Genomic DNA, 22249 nt, shown 5'->3' on the forward strand with positions numbered 1-22249 from the left:
CTCTAATTCTTCTAAAATATAAAATTGTACAATCTGTTAAAATTGACCAGTGTTCAGTTGATTTTGGATGAATATAAATCGCCTTTTTCAATACCCTTTCTTAAAGGTCAGCTAAATCTTGCTGATAATACTGCATGTATCGCCATCGTAAAAAATCCACTCTTGGCCGTTATCATCGGTAAAATGAATTTCTTTATTATCAGGATAATAAATCCCTACAAACCTTTCACCTATTTGTATTGTAGAGCCTTGTTCTAATTCCCGTTCAATTTTTAGAACTTCAAAAATAACATGATATTCAGTCATTATATGTTTAATAAATTTTCATCGAACCATACATCTTCATAGCCTTTATTATCTATCAGAAAACGATTTCCTGCCGGAAGTCCTAAATATGATATAACAAAAGAAGCATTTTCCAATAAATGATGTGCGTGTGAAGGCTGAAAAAAATCAAATGCATCTGAATATTCTCCTGACCAAATATACCAACCATTTAATGTTTCTGTTCGAGGATGTCTTAATCCATTTATTTGAATGTTGGGATTAAAATTTCTGCCCAATGCAATTAGCGTATCTAATTCAACCAAATCTGATATTTGAGAATATTTCATGCAAATTTTTAGTTGTTTTTCTAAATAGTCTTTATTCATCATTCAAAAAGATTTAATACTTTCCAATCCCCGTCTTTAGATCGCCATACCCATAATTTATTGAATGTAAAGTTTCCGTTTTGATAGATAACTTTTTCTTCAATTAATCGCTGATTCTGTTTTTCTTCCACAAGAGTAAAACACCTTTCTATATTTTCGAAATTTGGAAATTCGTTTGATTGAAAAGTTTCAACCAAAGATGATTTTAGAGCTTCTGCTATTTTATTTTTTGTCTCTGCGGTAATTATTGCGCCTTTTTCCTTCAATAAATTTTCTGCTTCCATTTGAAAATCTTTACAAGAAATGACACCTTTTAAATCTTTATTTGAGTAATAATTTTCAATTTTAATTATAGCTCCTTCAGGTGTAGTCAAATCCAGTTTAAAAAAGTCATTTCCATCATCAATTTTTACTCCAAAATCAATATCAAAGTTCATTTTTGATTCATCATCAAGAGTATCTCTATAATGTCTTATGGTATAACCTCCTATTAGTCTTCCCTTTTCAATAATCATCCAATCTATTACATCATTTATTAAAATCTTCTGAGAATTTCCATTTTCAGCCAAGTTACCCGAATAATAGTTACCTTCAATTTTAACATTTTCTAACCATACATAAACATCTTCATTATTTTTAAACTTAACAGAATTATATCCTGAAAACCCAATTTTAATAAGTTCGTTAAAATACCATAAAGTATATTTTGCCTTATATAAATTGTATTGATAAGCCCAATTTTCTTCGATTTTTGCACTATTATTCATTACAAAATATCTTTTATCCACTGTGCAGATTTTAAAAATCGTTTTGCTGTATCATCACCCCATTGCGCTCCATAATCAAATTCATAAATTCTACAGTTTCCATTTTTCAAAACGGCATGTACAATTTCTAAAGACTTTTTTTTATCAATAATTGCGGATAGTTCTTGAAATTTATTATTCCAACTGGAGGTAGGATTAGCACCTCTGGCAGTATCGAAAAAACTAATTAACTGAATTTTTATCTCAAAGTCATTCCAATTATTTTTAAACAAATCCAAATTCAAAATATCGTTAATAATCTTATAGCAACCTTGTTTATTTTCTACTTGGAAGTTCTTTAAATAGCCAATTAATTCGGAATCGGTTTCTGATACTAATTTCAAAATCTTTTTAAAACAGATAATATCATGATGATAGGTTTTCTGGTATATAATGTGTAATATATTTTTTAAAGTTTCAAACTTAACTTTGGTAGTAGCTTGTTTAAAAATACCACGAACATTTTCTATTTTCAGTATATCTTCTAAAAAGTTGCTGTTGGGAGAAACAAAATAATTATCTTTGAGATAAATGGTAACATTGAAAAAATCTTCTGGTGAATAAACTAATTTCTTATCATTAACAAGTTTGGGTATCAAATTCTCTCTAAGTAAAAATCCCAACCTTGCAACATAAAGTGATCTTAAAAAAGCACCGTTGAATTCATTATTGTAATTCAATAATTTTGGAAGAATATATTTATAACTTTTCCTTTCGATTTCTGATGAAATAAGCTCGTTAAATTTGGCTTCTAATTCTTTTTCTGTCATTAATTGCTCTTCATGGTTGCTCGTTGCTTCTTCATGTTTCAATAGTAATAAGTCAAACCAAAATTGTATATTAATAAAATCAGTTTCAGAAATATTTAGTTCTTTGGCTAAAATTTTTGATTTTGCCAGTTCATCATTTTTAAAAGTCAAATAAGGATTATTGGTCATAGTTTTTTCGCATTATTGGGGACTTTACCTGCTAAAAATTCTTTTCTCTGTATTTCATCGCCTAAATCCATTGTAAAGTTAGTCCATCCTCCAAAAAAGTTTTTAACTGCCATATTCCATTCTCCTGTGACATCTTCTGAGAATTGCCAAAGAATATGATAACCATTCTCATTTGAAAATCCTTCATTATCTGCCTGAAAAATTCCACCAACTTTACTCCAAATAACAGATTTGATAGTTTCAACAATAGAAAAATTTTCTTCTTTCATTGATGCATTAAGAAGCTGAAAAGCATAAATAACTTTTACTTTGTCTAAATATTTGTAGAGCCATTTAGAGGCGGAAACTGGCTTATATTCTAAAATCTCTTCTCTAAATTCTTCAATTTCTTCTTTGCCAACCCCTTCATTAGTGTATTACGCTCAATTTGCATTAGATACTCGTCATTCAAATTCGATACGTCAATAACAGTCCAATTATCTGGAGTCTCATTTTTATAAATACTAAATTTAGCGGATAAACCATGATCTTTCAATAGACTAATAATTTCATCAAGATGAATTTTATGGTCTGATTTACCTAATATTCTAATGTAATATGGCATACTTTATACTCAAGTAATATTTTTAATTCCAAAAGTGTTCAAATAATTGAGGACAAAGTTTTTTCATACTTTCAGGGTTTTCTTCTTTCCAATCAAATTCAAACTGAGGATAATTTTCTTCGGTTGTTTTAAAATTTTCATAGTCAATAAAATCATATAAGTTTTTCCCTGTCTTTTTATTAAATGCTTCTAATGCAACATACCAAAAACTTTCAAAGTCAAACATTTCATCCTCACCATTTTCTTTTTGACTTATAAGGGTGTCTGGATTTTCTTTCGCTTTATAATAGACATCTTTTCCTCTTGAAATAACCCAATTTCTAAAATATTCAAATCCATCATCCGAACATCCACCATTCATAATATATCCTGCACACCACATTTTTGAATTATAAGTGTCATACAGCAATTTGTCTGTTCTTAAACGAAAGCCAATAATTTCTTTAGGGGTTAATTTCTCAATTTCCTTTATTAAAAAAGCCTCTTGATTTTTTTGACCATTGCTTTTTTTTAATGAATTATCAACTATACTCCAAAAAATATTTTCATCTAACATTTCAGCCGTCTTTTCAATATTGCTAAAATTAGATTGACTGGATATTTCTTTGTCTGATTGTGATTTTCCAAAAAATTTCCGAATATTCCCATAGAATTATTGTTTTCAGTATTTGAACAACTCAAAAGTATTATTGAAATTATGGCTAATAATAGTTTTTTTTGCATTTTTTAATTAGATTTTCTCATAGGCGGTGGAGGTAATTGTTTTTGTGGCAGATAATTATCTATTTCATTTTGCTTTAGAATATCATTTTTTATTGCTTCAAAATCAATTTTAAATCCTGATGTTATTGCTGTTTCGTCTTGTTTGTATATTTTTTCAGTCAGTAAATCCATAATTTCGCTAAATTCAGAACTCATGAAAGGCTGAATAAAACATAGTCTTTCATCCTTATTTTTAATTTTGAAATTGATGAAATTTCTGCTTCCGGCATAATAACTACTATTTTCTAACTGCTTTTGGTTTACGAAATTTTGCAATTTGCTGGAAGATAACTTATTTACTTTTTCAATCTCCTCTTTAGTGAGCTGGTATTTATAAAAAATAGTGTCATTATATTTTTTTAAGTATACCCTAAGTATTCCGTTTTTATCTAATGTTGAATATGAAGATATTGAGATAGTTTTGTTTTCAATATCATAAACAACAAATTTAAAATTAGATAATTTGATTTTTTGAGAATTTATTGTAACACTCAATATAAATAAAATGCTTAGGATTAAAGCACCAATAAATAATAATTTCTTCATTTTAATAAATTTATTCTGTGTTTGATGATTTTAATTTCAGTTTTCATTTCTCCACTCACTTAATACCATTTGAGCAGTAAAGGATTTATACAATTATTTTAAAATGATTTTTTACAGATGACGGAATCATATTAAGTTGTGCCTGGGCAAAATTCTCTATCATTTTTTTTAAATCATCTTCTGAACTTATACTATTCATCTTATCAACAAGTTTAATTTTGAGAATATTATTTAGTTCCTCAATTCTTACTGAATCAGAAATATCAATATCCAAATTAAGTAATTGCACAATTCTATTTTTCTCTTTTTCTTCCAATGATGAAACTTGCTGAAAAACGTGCATGGTCAAACCATCCAATGGAATAGAATTAATAATATAACCATAATTTATATAAAATGAATTGCTAAATTGAGACTTTTGCAAATGAACAACCTTTGTTAATTCATTTCCATCAATAACCCAATAATTGCCTTTTTTCTTAAATCCATTAAGTATTAATAATTCGGATAAAATGTTTGCTAAAATTTTAATTTTCATAAACATGTATATTCTCAGCTTTTTTTATCACACTATATGGATCATGAATAAGTTCATAAACTATTCCTTTTTTATCTACAGCCAAATAGTTTCCATCCTTTAAATTTTTTATTGTATAAAAATCTCCTTCAGGCAGTTCTATTTTGAAAGTATCTTCAATATCAAATTTTGCTTCTTTCTGTTTGTCTAGTTTTCCTATAATCTCCAAAAGTTCTACCTTATCATTATCATTTTTAAAGTGCTTTTCTCTTAAATTAGATGTATCATATTCATTTAATATATAATTCTCAAATTTTATATCTTCAAGGAAAAAACCAATAAATAGCCCTTCAAGAAAAGAAAGCACAATTTTCTCTTTCTTTCCACTTTTCTTATTGAATATTAAAATATTCTGTAACTGAAAATATCCTAACTTAGATTTATTATATTCTTTTTCTAAATTAGCATTTAGCTGGACACTGTACCAATCTTTAAAATTTAAATCATTAGGCTTAAAACTTATTAGAAATTCTGTATTGATTTGCTTAAGAATATAATGATATCTGATTGGTAGAAATTTAATAATTTCTCTAAAAAAGAATACCTCTTTTTCTGTAAAGAAATTAATCTTATTATTTTTTTTAAATAATCCAAACATATTATTTCCATTTTAAGTTGTATGTTTCTTTTACCCATTTAGGCGCAAATCTAGCTCTATAAGGGTCTGCTATAGCATGTTCTAAACTATTTACTGGCTGGAGGTTAACTTTATTGTTTAAAAGCCAATTAGGAGCCCATTTTGCCCTTTGCGGGATAAACCTATGGTGTAATTCCATTGTTTGTTTCCAAGTCTGTCCAGTCAATGGATTTTCAAGTGCCTCTAAAACTGGTTTAGTGTTATTTGCCCAATAGGCTGCTCTATATTCTGCAAAAGTAGGGCCTCCTTTAGTTAAATAATTAAATGCCTGTCCAATTTTTGCAACTGCAATTTCTCCTCCGATAGCTAATGGAGCTTCTTGCATGGCTGTTAACATTGTGGATGCTAACTGAGCTGAAGGATTTGCAAATGCCCCTTCTTGCGTATTTAATGAAGGGGTTTCTCTTATATAAGAACCATCACTAGGAAGTCCAAAAGCTGCTACGCTCATCATAGGTGCAAGATCCCCTCCATGAATTAAAGGATCTAAATTAGGCGCAATTCCCAAACTTCCAATTAAAGAGTTATTAGTGTAACCATAACTATCACCATTAGAGTATAGATATGTAGTACTACCATTCTCTGTTGTATAAGTTCCTGACTTCCCTAAATAAGTTTCATTAGCTCCAGCAGAAGCCTGACTTGTAGCATTAGGATTCCAATAGACACTATTTGTTTCTCGATTATGTACCCAATCAAATGCTGCTCTTCCATCAGGATCAATATTTTTAATGGGATTATTAAAAGCAAAATTGTAAGGTGTCCAGCTTGAAAACTCTTCACTCAGAGGATCAGGTGAAAACCAACGCCCTGCGGTATCGAGATACGGCTGAGCATCCGGATCGCTCAGGTCAATTTCCTTAAACTCAATAATATCTCTCGTTTTTCGGTTAAAGCGTACAGAACCGATACTAATAATGCTATCAATATCGTGTACCTCTAAATATTTTCCTTTGCTTAAAGTCGCAATTTTAGGATAAAAACCGTACTTTTTAAAAGGGTTAGCCAGCTCAATATTTTTTCTTCTTCTTTCGGCTTCCTGTGGAGTGAGTGAATCTCTGGACTTCAGAACCTCGCTCATATATGGGCGTGACCTCTCTTCCTTAGTGAGCTTTACAGGATTTACATAAGGCTTTTCGGGCTTTTGAGTAGTCTTACTTTTTACCTGAGCATGGGAAAATCCTATCAGCAGGAAAAAGATAAAGTAAAATAATTTTTTCATGATTGTGATTATTTGCTAAAGTTATTTAATAATTTTTTATTCTCATATTTATTTCTCTCTGTTTTTAACGATACAAGCCATTCCAGATACATTTCTTCGGGCATTTGCCTGTAACCAAGATCATAAATGTGACCGTATTCTTTTTTCATGAGTTCCATCAGCTCCAAAGCTTTTGGATCTTTCTGAGCAATTTTAATGTTTTCTGGAACATCTTTGCTCAGGTTCATTTTAAACATAATATTTTCAAATTGTTTTTTATGGGTTTCGGCTCTTAAAATTAGAGCCTTAGCAAAATTGGGATAAACTTCTACCGCTCTGTTTACCGCCTTTAAAACAAACTCTCCATCGTTTTGGGGATAGCTTCTGTTATATGCCTGAGCGAGATCAAAAAGACATAAGGCAAGGCTTTCCTTGTTATTAAGAGCTTTCATAAACACCCCATTTTTAATGGCATCCAAATGAATATACCCAGAGGCCATTAGCCAACCGTCTTCTGGAAAAATACCGCTTGTAAGCTCGGTATTAAACCATCCGATAGATTTAATTTGATGTTTGATATACACATGATTGGGAGCTAATGCTAAATTGGCATCTACGCCCAATTCTTCTGCTAAAATTTTGTATAGATACGGCATAGAATTACAATTACCTTTATGTGTAGCCAATAATTTAGATACAAACAGGTTAGGGAGGTCGTTATGCCCGAAAACATCTGTAAAATCATATTCAAAAGGCTTGTACTGAATAACTGTATCTTTTACCGCTACCGGAAGAGAACGGCACATAATAAAGTAAACCGCAGAATACTTGCTAACCTTTTCCTTGTCAACTTCTTTATATTCCAAATCCCTGCTTTTTAAAATACTCTGTGCAAAACTCTTTAAAAATTTAATTTCTTTATTGAGTGCCGTAGTATCAAGTTTCCCCTGATAATAGGCTTCTTCCACGCTGAAAACAGCATCTTTAAAGCTGTATTTCTGCCTGTCTTCGAGCATATTGTCAATGGTCTGGTAGGCATCATTATAAAATTGGTTGCTTTGAGCTTTGGTTGTTCCAGAACAGAGCAACCAAATAAATATTGTGAATGGTAATAAATTTTTCATAGATATTAATTCATTATGTTTTAAGATAAAATAGTCTTCGTCTTTCTTCCTCTTCTTTCTTTTTCTTCTCTTCAATCCGTCTTTTTTCTTCCTGTGCTTTTTTCAGTTCCTCTTGTTTTTTTCTCTGCTTTTCAGCATTCATTTGCTTTATTTTTTCCGCAATTTCTTCGCTCTGCTGTCTGTTGGCTTCCCTTCCCATATTGCCGAGCCATTCCGAATAAGCAGAGCTTGACATGAATTTGAATCCTAAATTATCAATCCTGTCGAATTGTGCTTTAGTTTCCTGAAGAAGTTCCACCGCTTTAGGGAAATAACGTATGCTTTGGAGTTCTTCCGGATTTTCTGCGTTTTTAATCCCTAAATTATCGGTAACGTGCTTAAATCTTGCTTGTTGATACATGGATTTAAGCAGATTGGCGTACATATTATTCGGGGAGTATTCCAGAGATTTATCTAATGTTTTGCCTACAAATTCATCCATTCCGTATTTATGAATGTAGCCGTTCGCCAGATCAGCATAAAATTGTGACATGAGTTCCTTTTTACTCAGACTGTTCATGTACAAGTTATTTTGCAAGGCTTCTGAGCCGATATATCCGGACTCCAAAATCATGGAATTTGTTGTAAAAATTCCGTTCGTCAGCTCGATGTTCTGCCACTGATCCTCACTATCTAAAAATTTAATATAGGTGTGGTTCGGGGCAGTAGCGAGAGAAGCCTGTGCGCCCATTTGCTCAGCGATCATCAGATACAATAAGGGCATTGAGTGGCATTGCCCCTTTCCTGTTTTCATGAGCTTTGTAGTAAACATTTTAGTCCAGTCTTTCGCTCCGAAATAATCGTCAAAATCATATTTATAATTTTTAGAAAAGTGCTTAAACAGGGCAATGTTTTTCATGGTGTTGTCTTCAGTATCGAGCTTGTCAGCTCTCATTTTCTGAAGTACCTGCTTTGCAGTCTGTTCTATTCCGGCTTTAAACTGCTTAAAATTTTGTTTACCCCCATAAAAAGCATTCTCTACGATAAAATTAGCTTCAGTTGTTGAATAGTTCTCAGAATCAAGAGCTGAAAGTTTATCAAAGGCATCATAATAGGCATTTGTTCCTGCCTTTCCTGAAAGTGAGGGCAGATTATATCCGGAATCTTCCAACGCCTTTACCCTGCTGTAAAATACAGCTCTTTCGGCTTCTGCCTGTTCCTGTTCAAACCGCCTGATATCTTCCTGCGCCCTTTTTACATCCTGTTGATATGCTTGGGGAGTTCTTATATTATTATTGTAGTTCTGGGGAACTACGGGAGTTGTACTGTTCCTTTTGGGATTTATAAAGCTCTGGTCAGAATAATTCTGAAATGTAGAGGGATTGGGATTTTCCATAGTTGGTAACTTAGGAATCTGAGCGAATCCTAAGGAGCTTAAACAGAGGAAAAAGGATTTTAAATAAAAATTTTTCATTGTATATTGTGATAACTGCAAAAATAAGTCTTTTTAAAATCACCCAATAGTGATCACTCAATATTCTACTTTACAAAACTAAATCAGATTAACGTCAAAACTTGACGTAAAATCTTTTATTTTCATTATTTGTAATTCTAAGAAAATTAGAAGAAATACATATAGGTATTTACACTCTTTTTCTTCCCGTATTTTTACGGATATTTTTCTTAACAATAAAAAGAGCGTGAATTGACATCACCCTCCGTTCAGGCTACTGGAATAGCCTACTAAAGAAATGAGCAAAACACGCCCCGAGAGGGCGCATCTTACAGTCATAATTCTTTAGTGATAATATTTCCAGTATTTGAACGAAGAAAATGAACTGCTTAACGCAATATTTTTATATGTATTTTCAGGCTACTCTTATAATTTTCTAATTTTAGATTTAAAACAAATATATTAAGAAAAGGTGGATCAAAAAAAATAAATGTAATTTCTAATAATATCTCTTTAAAATTGTTTAACTTAGAAGATGTGTAATAACATAGAAAAAATAGTATTTGATGCACTGTTTTAAGTAGACTTTATATATAAATGAATCGGAACTAATTCCAAAGAGACATTTAACAATTCTCATTGGGAAAACTAGGCAAACCACAGATAACAATAAAACCCTTTTGTAATTTTCGATTTTTTCACGATACTTACCATATTAGTGCTTGAAGATATTTCAAATCTTCCATAAAACTTTAATATATATGCATTAAAATACAATGGAAGTTATTATATTTGACATACAAAACGAATCAAAAACCTACATTTTCAAAGTGAGTAATTCGGTGAGTAGCAGAAGCCTCATCTTTTAAAAAGGTTGATAAATAAAGAGATTTAAAGAGATAGTTCGGAACCCTCCAACTCCACAAAACAAAACCTTAAATTATTCAACATAAATAATTTAAGGTTTTTTTGTTTTCACTTACTGTATAAAAAGTTTTTAACGGCGCTAATCGTCTACTTCCCCTACTCGTCAAATAGTCTGAAATAGATTGATTTTTTGACAATATAATGAGGATAAGCAATGACTTACTATCTGATTTTATGAAAGAATCTTTCAATTAATCTGACATCTTTTGTTATAATTTCAGCATCTCCCTTCAGTTCCTGATCAAAGTGAAAGTTTTTGTCATTAGAAATTGTTAAGCCTTTAGGTAGCATAACATTTACATAATACTTTCCAGTTTTACCAGAAGCCTCAGTTATCTTTTGCACCTTTCCCTCTACTACTCCATATTCCTGCTGGGGATAATTGTCAAATTTTATCAAAACTTTTTGACCCGATGTAACCTTAAGAGAATCTTCTATTGGGATATCCATCTTCCCTACAAACCTCTCTTCTTTTGGTAAAGTAGGTACTGCAGTGTCTCCTTCCATTATTTTTTCAGGACGATTTTGTGAGGTAACAATAATAGGCGCCCGGATATATTCCGGATATTTGATAAAATAACTCATCAATATAATAAGGAGTAAAACAATAAAAACTATAGTATTTCCCCATCGAATCATCCAATGAGGCGATGTAGAAAGTATCTTTTGTACACTTTCTGAATGAAGTTTAAGCTTGTCTGATATATTTTTTTTAGCTTCCAAGTTCTAATTGGTTTTTTACAAGTCTATAATATTCGCCTCTCTTAGCAACTAATTCAGCATGATTCCCTTCTTCTACCACACATCCTTTATCCAAAACAATAATTTTGTCAGCATTTTTTACTGTAGAAAGCCGATGTGCAATAACGATTGCTGTCCTACCCTTGAAAAACTGTTCCAGATTTCTCATTATTATCCTTTCATTATTGGCATCCAGTGCTGAAGTAGCTTCATCAAAGAAAATATATTCGGGAGATTTATAAATAGCTCTTGCAATAAAGAGTCTTTGCTTTTGCCCCCCGCTTATTCCTATTCCTTCATTGCCTATTCGAGTATTATAGCCGAGAGGTAGTTCATCAATAAAATCTTTAATATTAGCAATCTCTACTGCTTTCAACAATTTTTTCTGATCTATATTTTCTTCTCCTACAGCAATATTTTCTTCAATTGAATCGTTAAAAACATATCCATCTTGCATAACAACTCCACAATGCTCCCGCCAAAATCTGGGCGAAATGTTTTTCAAATCGGTATTATCAATTTTTATTTCTCCTGTTTCTGGTTCATAAAATTTCATAATCAGTTTCAAAAGAGTAGTTTTCCCGCTCCCACTAGCCCCAACGATTGCAGTTGTTTTTTGATAAGGGATAACCAGATTTAAATTTTTGAAAACATATTGTTTCGTGCCAACATATCTAAAAGATATGTCTTTAATTTCAATGTCCTTTTTCGGAATTTCTGTGACATATTTCTCGTCGGCAACTTCCTCATCTTCTTTTTCATGTATTTCCCCTAATCTCTCTAAAGAAATCTTAGCATCCTGACTTTGTTTAATAAAATCGATTAGCTGCAATAACGGACTATTTAACTGTCCTACAATATACTGTACTGACAGCATCATACCCAAAGTAAGACTGCCATCCAAAACCAATTTTGCAGATAAAAAACTTACTAAAATATCTTTCATTTGATTGATGAAATTCCCACCAACAGATTGCCATTGTTCCAATGAAAGAGACTCAATTCTTATATCGAATAATTTGGCCTGCAAACCTTCCCAATCCCAACGCTTTTTCTTTTCGGCATTGTGCATTTTTATTTCCTGCATGCCATTAATGAGTTCAATTACTTTGCTTTGTTCATGAGAAATCTGGGAAAATCTTTTATAATCCAGCTTTTCTCTTTTATTAAGGAAAAAAGTGATCCAGGTAACATATAAGATGGCACCTATCAGATACACGATAAAAAGTCTGTAATCGTAATACAGTAAAACAATACTGAAAATTATCAGATTGACTAATGAAAACAATGTATTTAATGAAGAAGTTGTGAGAAGCTGTTCTATTCTGTGGTGATCATTAATCCTCTGCATAATATCTCCTGTCATCCTTGTATCAAAGAAACTGATAGGCAGCTTCATCAGCTTAATGAAGAATTCGGAAATTATAGAAATATTGATTCGTGTAGAAAGATGGAGGAGAATCCAACTGCGGGTAATTTCTATTCCCGTTTTCCCTAAAAAAAGCATAATCTGCGCAAGCAAAACGATATAAATAAAGTTTAAATCGCGGTTTTGTATCCCCACATCTACAATGCTTTGGGTAAGAAACGGAAAAATAAGTGAAAGCAAACTTCCTGCTAAAAGTCCTATAACTAATTGCCCTACCAGCAGTTTGTATTCAAACAGATATTGAGACAGAAACTTAAGACTGGCTTTATTTTCTTGTTTATCGAGATGTTTTTTTAAAAAATCAGGCGTGGTTTCTAAAAATAAGACAACCCCTTCCTCAGTTTTTTCAGTGGCGTCTTCATCAATCCAACGCTTGAGAAATTCTGCTTGTTCATATTTAAGAATGCCAAATCCCGGGTCCGAGATATGGAAATAATATTTTTTATTCTTTTCTTCTATTTTGTATAAAACAACAAAATGATTTTTATCCCAATGGAGAATGCATGGTAATGGAGGATCATCAACCAACATATCGCAGCTGATTTTCACTGCCATAGTTTTAAAACCAATCTGTTCTGCAGCTGTACTTATTCCCTTGAGGCTGCTTCCTTCCCGGGTCGTCTCTGAAAGAAGACGTATCTGTTCTATGGAGAGTGTTTTGCCGAAGTATTTGGCTATTATCCGCAAACAAGTAGGGCCACAGTCTTTTGCATCAGGCTGCCTGTAGAAGGGAAAGGTAGTTTTAAACATTTTTCTAATCTACTTTTTCATTTCCAGCAAATGTTTTTTAATAAAATTTACCAGAAGATTGTTATTACTAATTTTCTTTTCATCCTTAATTAACTCAAGAAGTTTAATTATTTTTTTTTCTCTATCAGCATTGTTTGCAATAGTAATATAAATATCTAAAAATTTATCATAATATACTATCATTGGATATGTATAGTTATACTCATCAGTTTCTTTAGTTATATATTTTTTTGCCAGAGTTATATTTTCTTTGGCTTTTGAGATATCTTCAATTTCAAAATAATATAAAGCTCTGTTCTAATAAATCTTATAATAATCAGAATCTTTTGGCGAGGTACCAGCCAGAGCCTCATCAGTCACCGATATAGCTTTACTAAAATCTTCGATACCATAATACAGATTGGCTATATACACATATTCATTGGGAGATATTTCGTGGCTTACATTTGTGATATGTTCTAATATATGATACTTTGTTTTTAAATTTTTTAAAATATCGTACTTATTATTTACCATAAACTCAGTTTCCAAACTGCTTATAATCCACGGATCAAAAGCGTAATTTATTGAATTATAAATAGACATAGGAATTATTGTATTATGATTTGCCGTTGGAAAATAATCATATTTCAACTTAAACTTAGAGCTATTGATGCTATCAATCTTCCCTTTATAGGCAACAGTTTCCTCTTTAAACGAATTTTCATATTGTCCGATACCACCATGTGATAAATATAAGTTTACATCTTGTGATGGGATATTTAATTTATCAACAGTTTTAGATGGAGAATACGCAATATACACCTGAAACAACTTGCTCAAATTGATATCGTTTGCAAGGTCTAAAACAAATGATGCGGAATTAGAATGACCTAGAATTACATTATAATTCAATGCATTATATTTGTTAAGATGAATAATCGTTTTTTGGAGCATCTCTGCTAGCTCGTTTACCCCTTCACCAAAATACAACTTAGACCGATCATATATCTCCACTCTTACGAATATGACTTCAGGTATTTCTTTACCAAAGTTCTGCAAATAAGATATATTTGATTTCACTATATCAACAATGTTCTTTTCCTGAGAATCTAAAATGAAAAACACCGGATATTTTTTATTCTTTGCCGAAGAATTTTTAGGAACAGGCAGATCAACAATTATTTTAGCATTCTTTGTATTTACTAAAGTATCACTTAACACAGATCCATTTTGCGAAGACAAAAGATTAGACATCATAGCCGTAATAATTAAAAAGCATTTAAAAAAAATTTCATTTAGTATTTATTACAAATTAATAATTTGGCTAACAATAAATCATGGAAATGAAATGCGGACTGCTTGATCAGCATGACTTATTGGGTCCAATTTGTCTATTATATTTTGAAAAATTAATTTCACATTGAAGAATGGCTTTACTGCCCAATAAATCTTTATTGCATTGTCTGGAATTTTACTGAAATAAAGTAAATAGCTAGTAACACAATTCCCTTTAGACAGGACATAAATTCTTTATGCCTGAATTATTTTTTAGAGTAATGAATGACTTTGTTAACTTCAATAGGGTTATTTTCTTTCATCATTGTTTCTTGCGCTTGCTTCTCAAATGTTTTCAACTGGTCTTTACTTGTAATTTGTGTACCTCTGTAAAAATACTGTGCATCGGGCTGCTTATCAAACTGTAACATAAAATCCTTGAAAGGCTCATTAAATCTTTCTAATTTTTTTTTCTGAACCATTTCCTCACTTACTTCTAAAGGTTTAGTACCTGCATAGCCCTCTATAAACCCTGTTGTATCATAGGTCACATCTAATGACTTCGACTGCAGCATGTTATACTTGAACTGACTTTTTGAATCATAAATTTGAAATATTAATCCTGGCAATCCTCTAAATTTATAAGGTCCTTCATTGTAAGGAATCTCTTTACAAAACCATGCCGTCCACAGTCTTCCTCCAAAAAATGTCGTGGCTTTTTGTAGAAGATATTTATCCGCCATTTTGGTTTCATTGCTTAAATTCCACTTCATTGAATCATCTGTTTGATACACAAACAAGTCATCCAGATTTTCGAAATTTTTGTTTTTGAAGGAATTTCGTTCCCTCGTAATAATATTTTGAAAACCCCAGGTTCGAAAGCGGTAGTTCTGATTAGCCTTATTGATGGAATCCATTCTAAGAAATTTATATTCATAGAATTTGACGTCCTTAGGGTTAATATCCAATACCATATTGGTTTTAATATAATCAGTAGAGGTTGAGTCTATTTTGAATTGTAATTCATAAATAAAACGATGAGTTTGTGCTGAAGTAAAAAAGCAGCTCATCAGGAGAAGAAAAAATATTCGGTTTAACATAATGATTTGGTGGTTTTTAAGAAATAATTTTAAAGTAGGAGAAATCGTTTTCACATTTTATGTATCATAATACAAATCAAAACCTTATATCTCGCTACCGTATAATAAATCTGTGGAATTTCATTTATAATCTAAATATAATACAAACTGGAATAAATTGATTTTTAAAATAGATGCCAGCACTCTTTTATGGGGTTTGACGTAACATCGGCAGCACTAAAAATGCGTGAGAAATTGATTAACTTCTCTGATATCGTTAAGGTCTTCCGAATTAAACCATTCCGGACTTTCATCTACCAGATTATTGAGCTCTTCAACAGTAATCTTTGCTTCATCTATGTGGTTTATTTTTACACAAATTTTCAAATGCTTGTACAACAATTTCCAATTATATAATTCGAGTTCAACAAATAATAACCTTTGAGGAAATGGATTTTTACCATGATACAGTTTTAAAGACTTTTTCGAATATTCATAAGCTGAAGTATAATTATCGTTGTCATAATAATGACAAATGATTTTGTAAGTAGTCTCAGCTCTTATCGGATCAATATCATCGGCTTTTGTATATTCGTTTAGAACAACATCCCAATCCTTCTCTAATAAGTATGAAATGCGTCCTATGATATATTGAGAATAAAATATTTCTTCACTGTACCCATCGGCTGTCATTGCAACCCTTTCTCTATATACTTTTAACGCCTTGTTTAATTTGCAGATACGGTCGTCATTATTAAATGTAAACAAAGCTGAAAAATAGTAGCTTTGCGCCAGATAAAAAAGCCATCTGGCAGCATCTGTTATATCATTTTTTTGCAGATGCTTTTCTAAAATATTGGCGTGATTTAAGTATTTTTCTGTTAAATTATTTTGCCACGAGTTACCATCGTTATAAACATTGATTTCAAAGTTTTCAATCACGGCACACGTAAACTTCGAGTCACACTTTAAATATTCGTGTACAGGTCCATACCAAAAGAAGGGTAAATCTAACCTGAAAAAGGTTAACCTTGAAAATATGTCCCCATTCAGATGTACTTTACACAGATACGAATCTTCTGTCAGCGTATTTTTATCAAAGCCATTATCCGTTACAACTTCATCACAATCCAGCCAATATCCATAAGTTCTTGTTTCATCCCAACCCAGTGTACTAACAACCTCTTTTAATTTATTTAAAGCAAAATTCCGGCTATTATCAAAATAATCAAAAGTTCTATAAAATATAAATAATTGTTTTTTATTGATTTCTGCCCATTTCTTAATAACATCTACTGTATTATCTGTGGACCCTGTATCGACACACACTATCAAATCAGCGAAGTGTAAGTTGCTGTTTAACATCCGTTCGATAACATGCTCTTCATCTTTAAAAATAAAATTAAGTACAACTCTTTTCATTATTCCTGCCAGACATTATTGTAAGGATCATAACCACATAAAACCGGCTTTGCATTATGAATCTGGCTTTCATCTAAAAAGCCTCTGCAATCGCTGCATACGTTTCTATATTCACAATCTTTACAAACGCTCAGTTGATTTTTATTAATATTCCAAATGTCAGTAAATGATTCTTTAATTACAATTTCAGTTAATCTGTCTTGCTTTATATTACCAAAAGAAGAGGCTAATGTTGGACAGTTTTTAATATTTCCATTCGTATCAACACCAATTTTCTTATACAGGCACGAATTGTATTTTAATGATTCATTAAACATTCTAAAGTTTGTGGTAAAATATTCCGGAGAGATTTTCCCGCAATGAGTCTCATCTTTAATTTCCTGCATAATAAAAACCACATTCCCCATGTAAGAAAAATATTCAGCGTTAATAATTTCTATCCTGCTAAAGGGTGTGGAATGAACAAAAACACTTTTAATTCTTAAATTTTGCTTGGTTAATTCTATTAAAAAATCAACATTATATGATTCATCATACTTGATTATAAAATCTAAAGAAGTAATCCTTGAGTTGCCAAGAAGGGTTACAATTTTAATTATTTCTGCTTTTGAAGGAGAATGAAAAAATCTGAATTGACAATTTTTACATCCCAGCAATTCCAGATCAGAAAAGATTTCCTCAAGATGCTGTAAATTTTGTGATGTACTATCAAAATCAATAATAGCACTTTCAATGATTGAAGGACTTTCAATATAATCACCCAACGGCGGAAAACAGTCAGCTGACTCAGCATAAAATATCAGATCATTTTCATATAAAAAATCCAAGTACTCCATTAAAATCTCTTCTTCCCCTTTGAAATCTCCGAACAGCTTTTCTAATTTTTGATTATTATAGTTGAGAAGAATTGTATGTAAAGAATTTGGGATATGATACCATTCTTCTCTTTGAGTGTCTACTATCACGGATCTTTTCACTCCTTTTGTCATAAGACATACTGAATACAGTTGTAAAAATTTATCCTTTAAAATTGTATAATCCATCATTTAGTTTTCTGGTTTATGTCTTCATTTAATTTTTTTAAATCAATAATTTTACTGATCGGTTTGTTGGCACCTCCCTCAGGCACACAATATGTGCTGTCATAAGCATCCACGGGAAATGCCTCCTGTCTTTTCTTGTCAATATTTAATTTTATTTTAGTTAAATATTTATATATGTATGGTAGTTTTGTCATTTTCAAATTAGTTAGATAGATATTCTGCTATTTTTGATTCAAGATTGTATGAACACGCTTGGGAAACCGCTCCAAACTGCCCCACAGGATTTACTTCTAAAAAATAATACTGTCCTTTTGTATATATTAAATCCAATGAACCACAATTCAAATTAATCTTATGCATGAATGAAACTATTTTTTCTTCTACATCAACAGGTAATTTGTAGGGAACATTCCGGTTAGGTCTATCGAAATTATATTTTCGGAAATCAGTTTGAGTCTTAGCATCTGCCTGACTAAAAATAGCCATGCTATAACAAGTTCCATGGAGATAAAAAATTCTAATTTCATATTCTTTTTCAATCTTATGCTGGAATAAACTAGGATAAAATTGAATAGAATCATTGATATCATCTGCAGGAACATCTTCAGTAAAATACATATATCTGTTTATGTCATCCTGAGCATGAAGAATATCTTGGATACTTTTTGTGATAAGTGTAGCTTTGGAAGTATTTTTAAAATTTGTTAAAATCTTAGTTTCAGGTATGGGCAGCCCGCAGCTATTCGCAACGGTAAGCTGTTTCAGTTTATTGATATGGGCACTTGACTGGCTTCCAATAGTCTTCTCAATATGGGTCTCCAGATACCAATGGATATATTCGTGTAATTCACGGGACTCTGCGTACAAATGTTCTCTTGATTTAAGCGATATCTTTTCACTTTTAAACAGCTCGTATATATCTTTCATTTCCGGTAAAGGAAACATGGGAATGCCTCCTCTCCTATACCAGCATGAATAAACATCATTTAAATCCAGAGGTGCTTTGTTTTCAAAATAAAGTATGAATTTTGTAACCTCTCCTTCTTCAAAATCTAAGCGCACATCAACAAGCCTGTCAGAATCTACATTTACCCTATAAAAATCTTTTTGGGAAGCGATCAGATAATCAATTACTCTATTGGTAGAGATATCAGATTTCTGACTTAATATTAAAATAGTTTTTTTCAACTTGAATTTTTTTACTATTAGAAATAAAAAGCCTTAAATACTAACTGTATTAAATAAGTTAAATATTTAAGGCTGGATAATTTAAAAATTATTTTGCTGATCTACCAAGACCAAAGCCTGGCTCTAAGCCAACACTTGTTCCTCCATTTGGATCTTTTTCACAATCTGGACATGCGCTATCAGTATCAAAAGTACTTTCGTTTGTCACAGAACTTGATGTGCTTGTATTACCAGCTAGACCTCCTTTAATTAATTCAGTGATTTCCAAAGTGTTTTTTGAATATTTACCAAATTTCTCGCTTTTTAAACTTTCTAATTTCATAGTGTAAAAAATTAATATTTTGTAATGTTTGTTTAGTTTCCTTTAACTCCCATTTCTAATTTAAACTGCGTGCACTCAATCATGGTTAAAAATTTGTCTAAAGCAAAACTTTTTTAAAAGTATTAAAAAAAAATCAAACTTATCAACGCTTTGTGAGTTTTTTTTTAATAAAAAACACAATAATATGAATATATAATAAACGTACTCTCATTTATGTGAATTAAAATTTAATCCCATGATGGATCAGTGAAGGTATCGGGAATAGTATGCTTAACTGAAAATTATTTTTAATAAAAAAAAATTACAGAAACATAAAATAATTATATCAATGCTCATAGAAATAATTTATAAAATCAGGGGTAAAAACGAGTAAAAACAAAAGTAAAATGGCAACTACGGAACATTGCACATGAACATTAAAGGCAGAAGCCCACAAGATTAAAGTAAAGACTTAGGTAAAATAAAAACGGACTCACTCATTTAAAATCCGAACCCTGGCAGAATAGCTGTTATAATAAATATCGATTTTGGTTTGAAAACAAGTTTATCTGCAAAAGATGGAAAACACTTATCAAATGTGTTACTAGACAAAATTTTTAACATTATTAATTCTATAGTAAATTGTTCTTTCTAGTAACAATCTCAATATTTCAAACTTATTGATCAGAAGTCATCTATCCTCAAATCTAAATTAAAATATCTAATCAACAAATTAATATATTTACACTACACAGTCCTGATAAAGAGAATAGTATTTTATCAACAAACTAATACTACCATCTTATCAAAACTAAAAAGCACATTTTATTAATCCTCTTTTAGCATTGTCATTTTAACAATAGCAACGAATATATTGGACTCAATGAGTTTAGCGTACAAAAAAAGAATGACAGGGTAATGGTAAGAGTTCCCGATTTTTCTGTACCTGTTTACTATACTAAAGAAAAGGATTAATCAAACTCAAGAAGGTTAGGCTTCTATTCATTTCTCATCAAAAAGATTGGAAAGTAGGGATCAGACTATAAAAAATTCTCAATCAAAAGCCAATTTTAAAGTTCATACATTAGTTTTATTGATAAGAAAGGAGAATTCTGCTTGATCTCAAACTTTCTAAATTTGAAGCACTTTATCCTTTTACCGTTTCATCAAAATATAACCCACTGAAAACTAAAAGACTAAAGCTAAACAATCTAAAATGAAAGCTTCCGGTCCACAAAAAAGACTAAAAAAATGTTTTATCGTAAAGAATTTTATATATTTGCACCATCTAACAATTAAAAAAATAATTTACTATGTCAGACATTGCATCAAGAGTAAAAGCTATCATCGCTGATAAGCTTGACGTTGAAGAAACAGAAGTAACTCCTGAAGCTAGCTTCACTAACGATTTAGGAGCTGATTCACTAGATACAGTTGAGTTAATCATGGAATTTGAAAAAGAATTTAACATTCAGATCCCTGATGACCAAGCTGAAAAAATTACTACTGTAGGACACGCTATCGCTTACATCGAAGAAGTAGTAAATAAATAATATTCTTCAACAAAAAAGAAATTAAACAAAGTTTATGGAATTAAAAAGAGTAGTTGTAACCGGATTTGGAGCAATAACGCCAATAGGAAATAATGCAAAAGAATACTGGGAAAATCTTGTGAAAGGTGAGAGCGGTGCCGCTCCGATTACTCTTTTTGATGCCACAAACTTTAAAACAAAGTTCGCTTGCGAGGTGAAAAATTTCGATCCGTTACAGCATTTCGATAAGAAAGAGGCTAAAAAAATGGACCGAAACACTCAATTGGGACTTGTTGCTGCAAGAGAAGCAGTAGCGCATTCCGGAATTATTGAAGGCAATGTAGATAAAAACAGAGTTGGTGTAATCTGGGGATCCGGAATCGGAGGATTAGAGACTTTTGAAACTGAAGTGTTAGGATGGGCCAATACGGAAATTCCGAGATTTAACCCTTTCTTTATCCCAAAAATGATTGCGGATATCACTCCTGGACATATCTCAATTGAATACGGTTTCCACGGACCTAACTACACGACTGTATCTGCATGTGCATCTTCAGCAAATGCTATAATTGATTCCAAAATGCTGATCCAATTAGGAAAAGCAGACGTTATTGTGTGCGGAGGCTCTGAAGCTGCCGTTACAGCAAGTGGTGTCGGTGGATTCAACGCAATGATGGCACTTTCTACAAGAAATGATGACCCTAAAACTGCTTCAAGACCTTTTGATAAAAACAGAGATGGATTTGTATTGGGTGAAGGAGCCGGCTGTATCATTCTTGAAGAATATGAGCACGCTGTAAAACGTGGTGCTACAATTTATGCAGAATTATTAGGAGGTGGTTTAAGTGCTGATGCACATCACATGACCGCTCCGCATCCTGAAGGCCTTGGTGCTTATCTGGTAATGAAGAGCTGCCTGGAAGATGCAGGTTTAACTGCTGATGAAGTAGATCATATCAACATGCATGGTACTTCTACTCCATTAGGAGACATCGCAGAATCCAATGCTATCTCAAGATTATTAGGCGAGCACGCTTATGACATTCAGATTAATTCTACAAAATCAATGACAGGACACCTTTTAGGGGCTGCCGGAGTTATTGAAGCTATCGCTGCATTGGGAACTATTATTCATGGTACTGTTCCTCCTACCATCAACCATTTTACTGATGATGAAAATATTGACAGCAGACTAAACTTTACGTTTAATACAGCTGTGAAGAAAGATGTAAAAGTAGCCATGAGCAATACTTTTGGATTTGGCGGGCATAACGCTTGCGTTCTATTTAAGAAAATCTAA

At 31.7% G+C, this 22249-nt stretch carries 23 protein-coding genes; 2 read left to right on the top strand and 21 right to left on the bottom strand.

Annotated elements, in window-relative coordinates:
* Positions 1–111 precede the first annotated feature (111 nt).
* The 21 genes from ACWPWS_RS18755 to ACWPWS_RS18855 all read right to left on the bottom strand — a co-directional run bounded on the left by ACWPWS_RS18755 (position 112) and on the right by ACWPWS_RS18855 (position 19438).
* Complete coding sequence (locus tag ACWPWS_RS18755; protein WP_454047533.1) at positions 112–306, bottom strand: hypothetical protein; 195 nt, start codon at positions 304–306, stop codon at positions 112–114.
* Positions 306–656 carry an immunity protein Imm33 domain-containing protein gene (locus tag ACWPWS_RS18760; RefSeq protein ID WP_454047534.1) on the bottom strand — a complete coding sequence of 117 codons (351 nt, stop codon included), beginning with the start codon at positions 654–656 and terminating at the stop codon, positions 306–308. Before ACWPWS_RS18760 ends, ACWPWS_RS18755 begins: the two co-directional genes overlap by 1 nt.
* A complete protein-coding gene (locus tag ACWPWS_RS18765) occupies positions 653–1420 on the bottom strand; it encodes a DUF2314 domain-containing protein (protein ID WP_454047535.1) in 768 nt (255 codons plus the stop codon). Before ACWPWS_RS18765 ends, ACWPWS_RS18760 begins: the two co-directional genes overlap by 4 nt.
* Positions 1420–2397, bottom strand: a complete 978-nt coding sequence (locus ACWPWS_RS18770) for a hypothetical protein (protein ID WP_454047536.1) — start codon at positions 2395–2397, stop codon at positions 1420–1422. Before ACWPWS_RS18770 ends, ACWPWS_RS18765 begins: the two co-directional genes overlap by 1 nt.
* Complete coding sequence (locus ACWPWS_RS18775) at positions 2394–2666, bottom strand: hypothetical protein (protein WP_454047537.1); 273 nt, start codon at positions 2664–2666, stop codon at positions 2394–2396. Before ACWPWS_RS18775 ends, ACWPWS_RS18770 begins: the two co-directional genes overlap by 4 nt.
* 357 nt (positions 2667–3023) lie before the next feature.
* Positions 3024–3557 carry a DUF4240 domain-containing protein gene (locus ACWPWS_RS18780; RefSeq protein ID WP_454047538.1) on the bottom strand — a complete coding sequence of 178 codons (534 nt, stop codon included), beginning with the start codon at positions 3555–3557 and terminating at the stop codon, positions 3024–3026.
* A 170-nt stretch (positions 3558–3727) separates the two neighbouring features.
* Positions 3728–4309, bottom strand: a complete 582-nt coding sequence (locus ACWPWS_RS18785) for a hypothetical protein (RefSeq protein ID WP_454047539.1) — start codon at positions 4307–4309, stop codon at positions 3728–3730.
* An 85-nt stretch (positions 4310–4394) separates the two neighbouring features.
* Complete coding sequence (locus tag ACWPWS_RS18790) at positions 4395–4847, bottom strand: DUF4304 domain-containing protein (RefSeq protein WP_454047540.1); 453 nt, start codon at positions 4845–4847, stop codon at positions 4395–4397.
* The gene (locus ACWPWS_RS18795) at positions 4837–5484 is read right to left on the bottom strand and encodes a hypothetical protein (protein WP_454047541.1); all 648 of its coding nucleotides are present in this window, start codon (positions 5482–5484) and stop codon (positions 4837–4839) included. Before ACWPWS_RS18795 ends, ACWPWS_RS18790 begins: the two co-directional genes overlap by 11 nt.
* Position 5485: 1 nt before the next feature.
* Positions 5486–6745 carry a hypothetical protein gene (locus ACWPWS_RS18800; RefSeq protein WP_454047542.1) on the bottom strand — a complete coding sequence of 420 codons (1260 nt, stop codon included), beginning with the start codon at positions 6743–6745 and terminating at the stop codon, positions 5486–5488.
* Between the two features lie 8 nt (positions 6746–6753).
* Positions 6754–7848, bottom strand: coding sequence for a hypothetical protein (locus ACWPWS_RS18805; protein WP_454047543.1), 1095 nt, complete (start codon positions 7846–7848; stop codon positions 6754–6756).
* A 13-nt stretch (positions 7849–7861) separates the two neighbouring features.
* Positions 7862–9223: a hypothetical protein gene (locus ACWPWS_RS18810; protein WP_454047544.1), complete on the bottom strand. Its 1362-nt coding sequence runs from the start codon at positions 9221–9223 to the stop codon at positions 7862–7864.
* Between the two features lie 1146 nt (positions 9224–10369).
* Complete coding sequence (locus ACWPWS_RS18815) at positions 10370–10930, bottom strand: HlyD family efflux transporter periplasmic adaptor subunit (RefSeq protein ID WP_209786940.1); 561 nt, start codon at positions 10928–10930, stop codon at positions 10370–10372.
* Positions 10920–13127: a peptidase domain-containing ABC transporter gene (locus ACWPWS_RS18820; protein ID WP_454047545.1), complete on the bottom strand. Its 2208-nt coding sequence runs from the start codon at positions 13125–13127 to the stop codon at positions 10920–10922. The genes ACWPWS_RS18815 and ACWPWS_RS18820 overlap by 11 nt, the downstream gene beginning before the upstream one ends.
* Before the next feature lie 297 nt (positions 13128–13424).
* Positions 13425–14366, bottom strand: a complete 942-nt coding sequence (locus ACWPWS_RS18825; protein WP_454047546.1) for a hypothetical protein — start codon at positions 14364–14366, stop codon at positions 13425–13427.
* A gap of 284 nt (positions 14367–14650) precedes the next feature.
* Positions 14651–15484, bottom strand: a complete 834-nt coding sequence (locus ACWPWS_RS18830; protein ID WP_454047547.1) for a GLPGLI family protein — start codon at positions 15482–15484, stop codon at positions 14651–14653.
* 216 nt (positions 15485–15700) lie between these two features.
* Positions 15701–16885 (bottom strand): glycosyltransferase, encoded by a 1185-nt coding sequence (locus ACWPWS_RS18835; RefSeq protein WP_454047548.1) that lies wholly within the window; start codon positions 16883–16885, stop codon positions 15701–15703.
* Positions 16885–17931: a grasp-with-spasm system SPASM domain peptide maturase gene (gene gwsS, locus ACWPWS_RS18840; RefSeq protein WP_454047549.1), complete on the bottom strand. Its 1047-nt coding sequence runs from the start codon at positions 17929–17931 to the stop codon at positions 16885–16887. The genes ACWPWS_RS18835 and gwsS overlap by 1 nt, the downstream gene beginning before the upstream one ends.
* A complete protein-coding gene (locus tag ACWPWS_RS18845; protein ID WP_105681630.1) occupies positions 17928–18122 on the bottom strand; it encodes a hypothetical protein in 195 nt (64 codons plus the stop codon). Before ACWPWS_RS18845 ends, gwsS begins: the two co-directional genes overlap by 4 nt.
* A 7-nt stretch (positions 18123–18129) precedes the next feature.
* Entirely contained in the window at positions 18130–19116 is a 987-nt protein-coding gene (gene gwsG / locus ACWPWS_RS18850; RefSeq protein ID WP_309512916.1) for a grasp-with-spasm system ATP-grasp peptide maturase, read from the bottom strand.
* An 88-nt stretch (positions 19117–19204) separates the two neighbouring features.
* Positions 19205–19438 (bottom strand): hypothetical protein, encoded by a 234-nt coding sequence (locus ACWPWS_RS18855; protein WP_105681632.1) that lies wholly within the window; start codon positions 19436–19438, stop codon positions 19205–19207.
* A 1292-nt stretch (positions 19439–20730) separates the two neighbouring features.
* On the opposite strand from ACWPWS_RS18855, the gene ACWPWS_RS18860 reads away from it, so the two are divergent.
* Positions 20731–20970 carry an acyl carrier protein gene (locus ACWPWS_RS18860; protein ID WP_002976354.1) on the top strand — a complete coding sequence of 80 codons (240 nt, stop codon included), beginning with the start codon at positions 20731–20733 and terminating at the stop codon, positions 20968–20970.
* Positions 20971–21004: 34 nt separating this feature from the next.
* Entirely contained in the window at positions 21005–22249 is a 1245-nt protein-coding gene (fabF, locus tag ACWPWS_RS18865) for a beta-ketoacyl-ACP synthase II (RefSeq protein ID WP_454047550.1), read from the top strand.

The sequence above is a fragment of the Chryseobacterium sp. Marseille-Q8038 genome, from assembly GCF_965111995.1.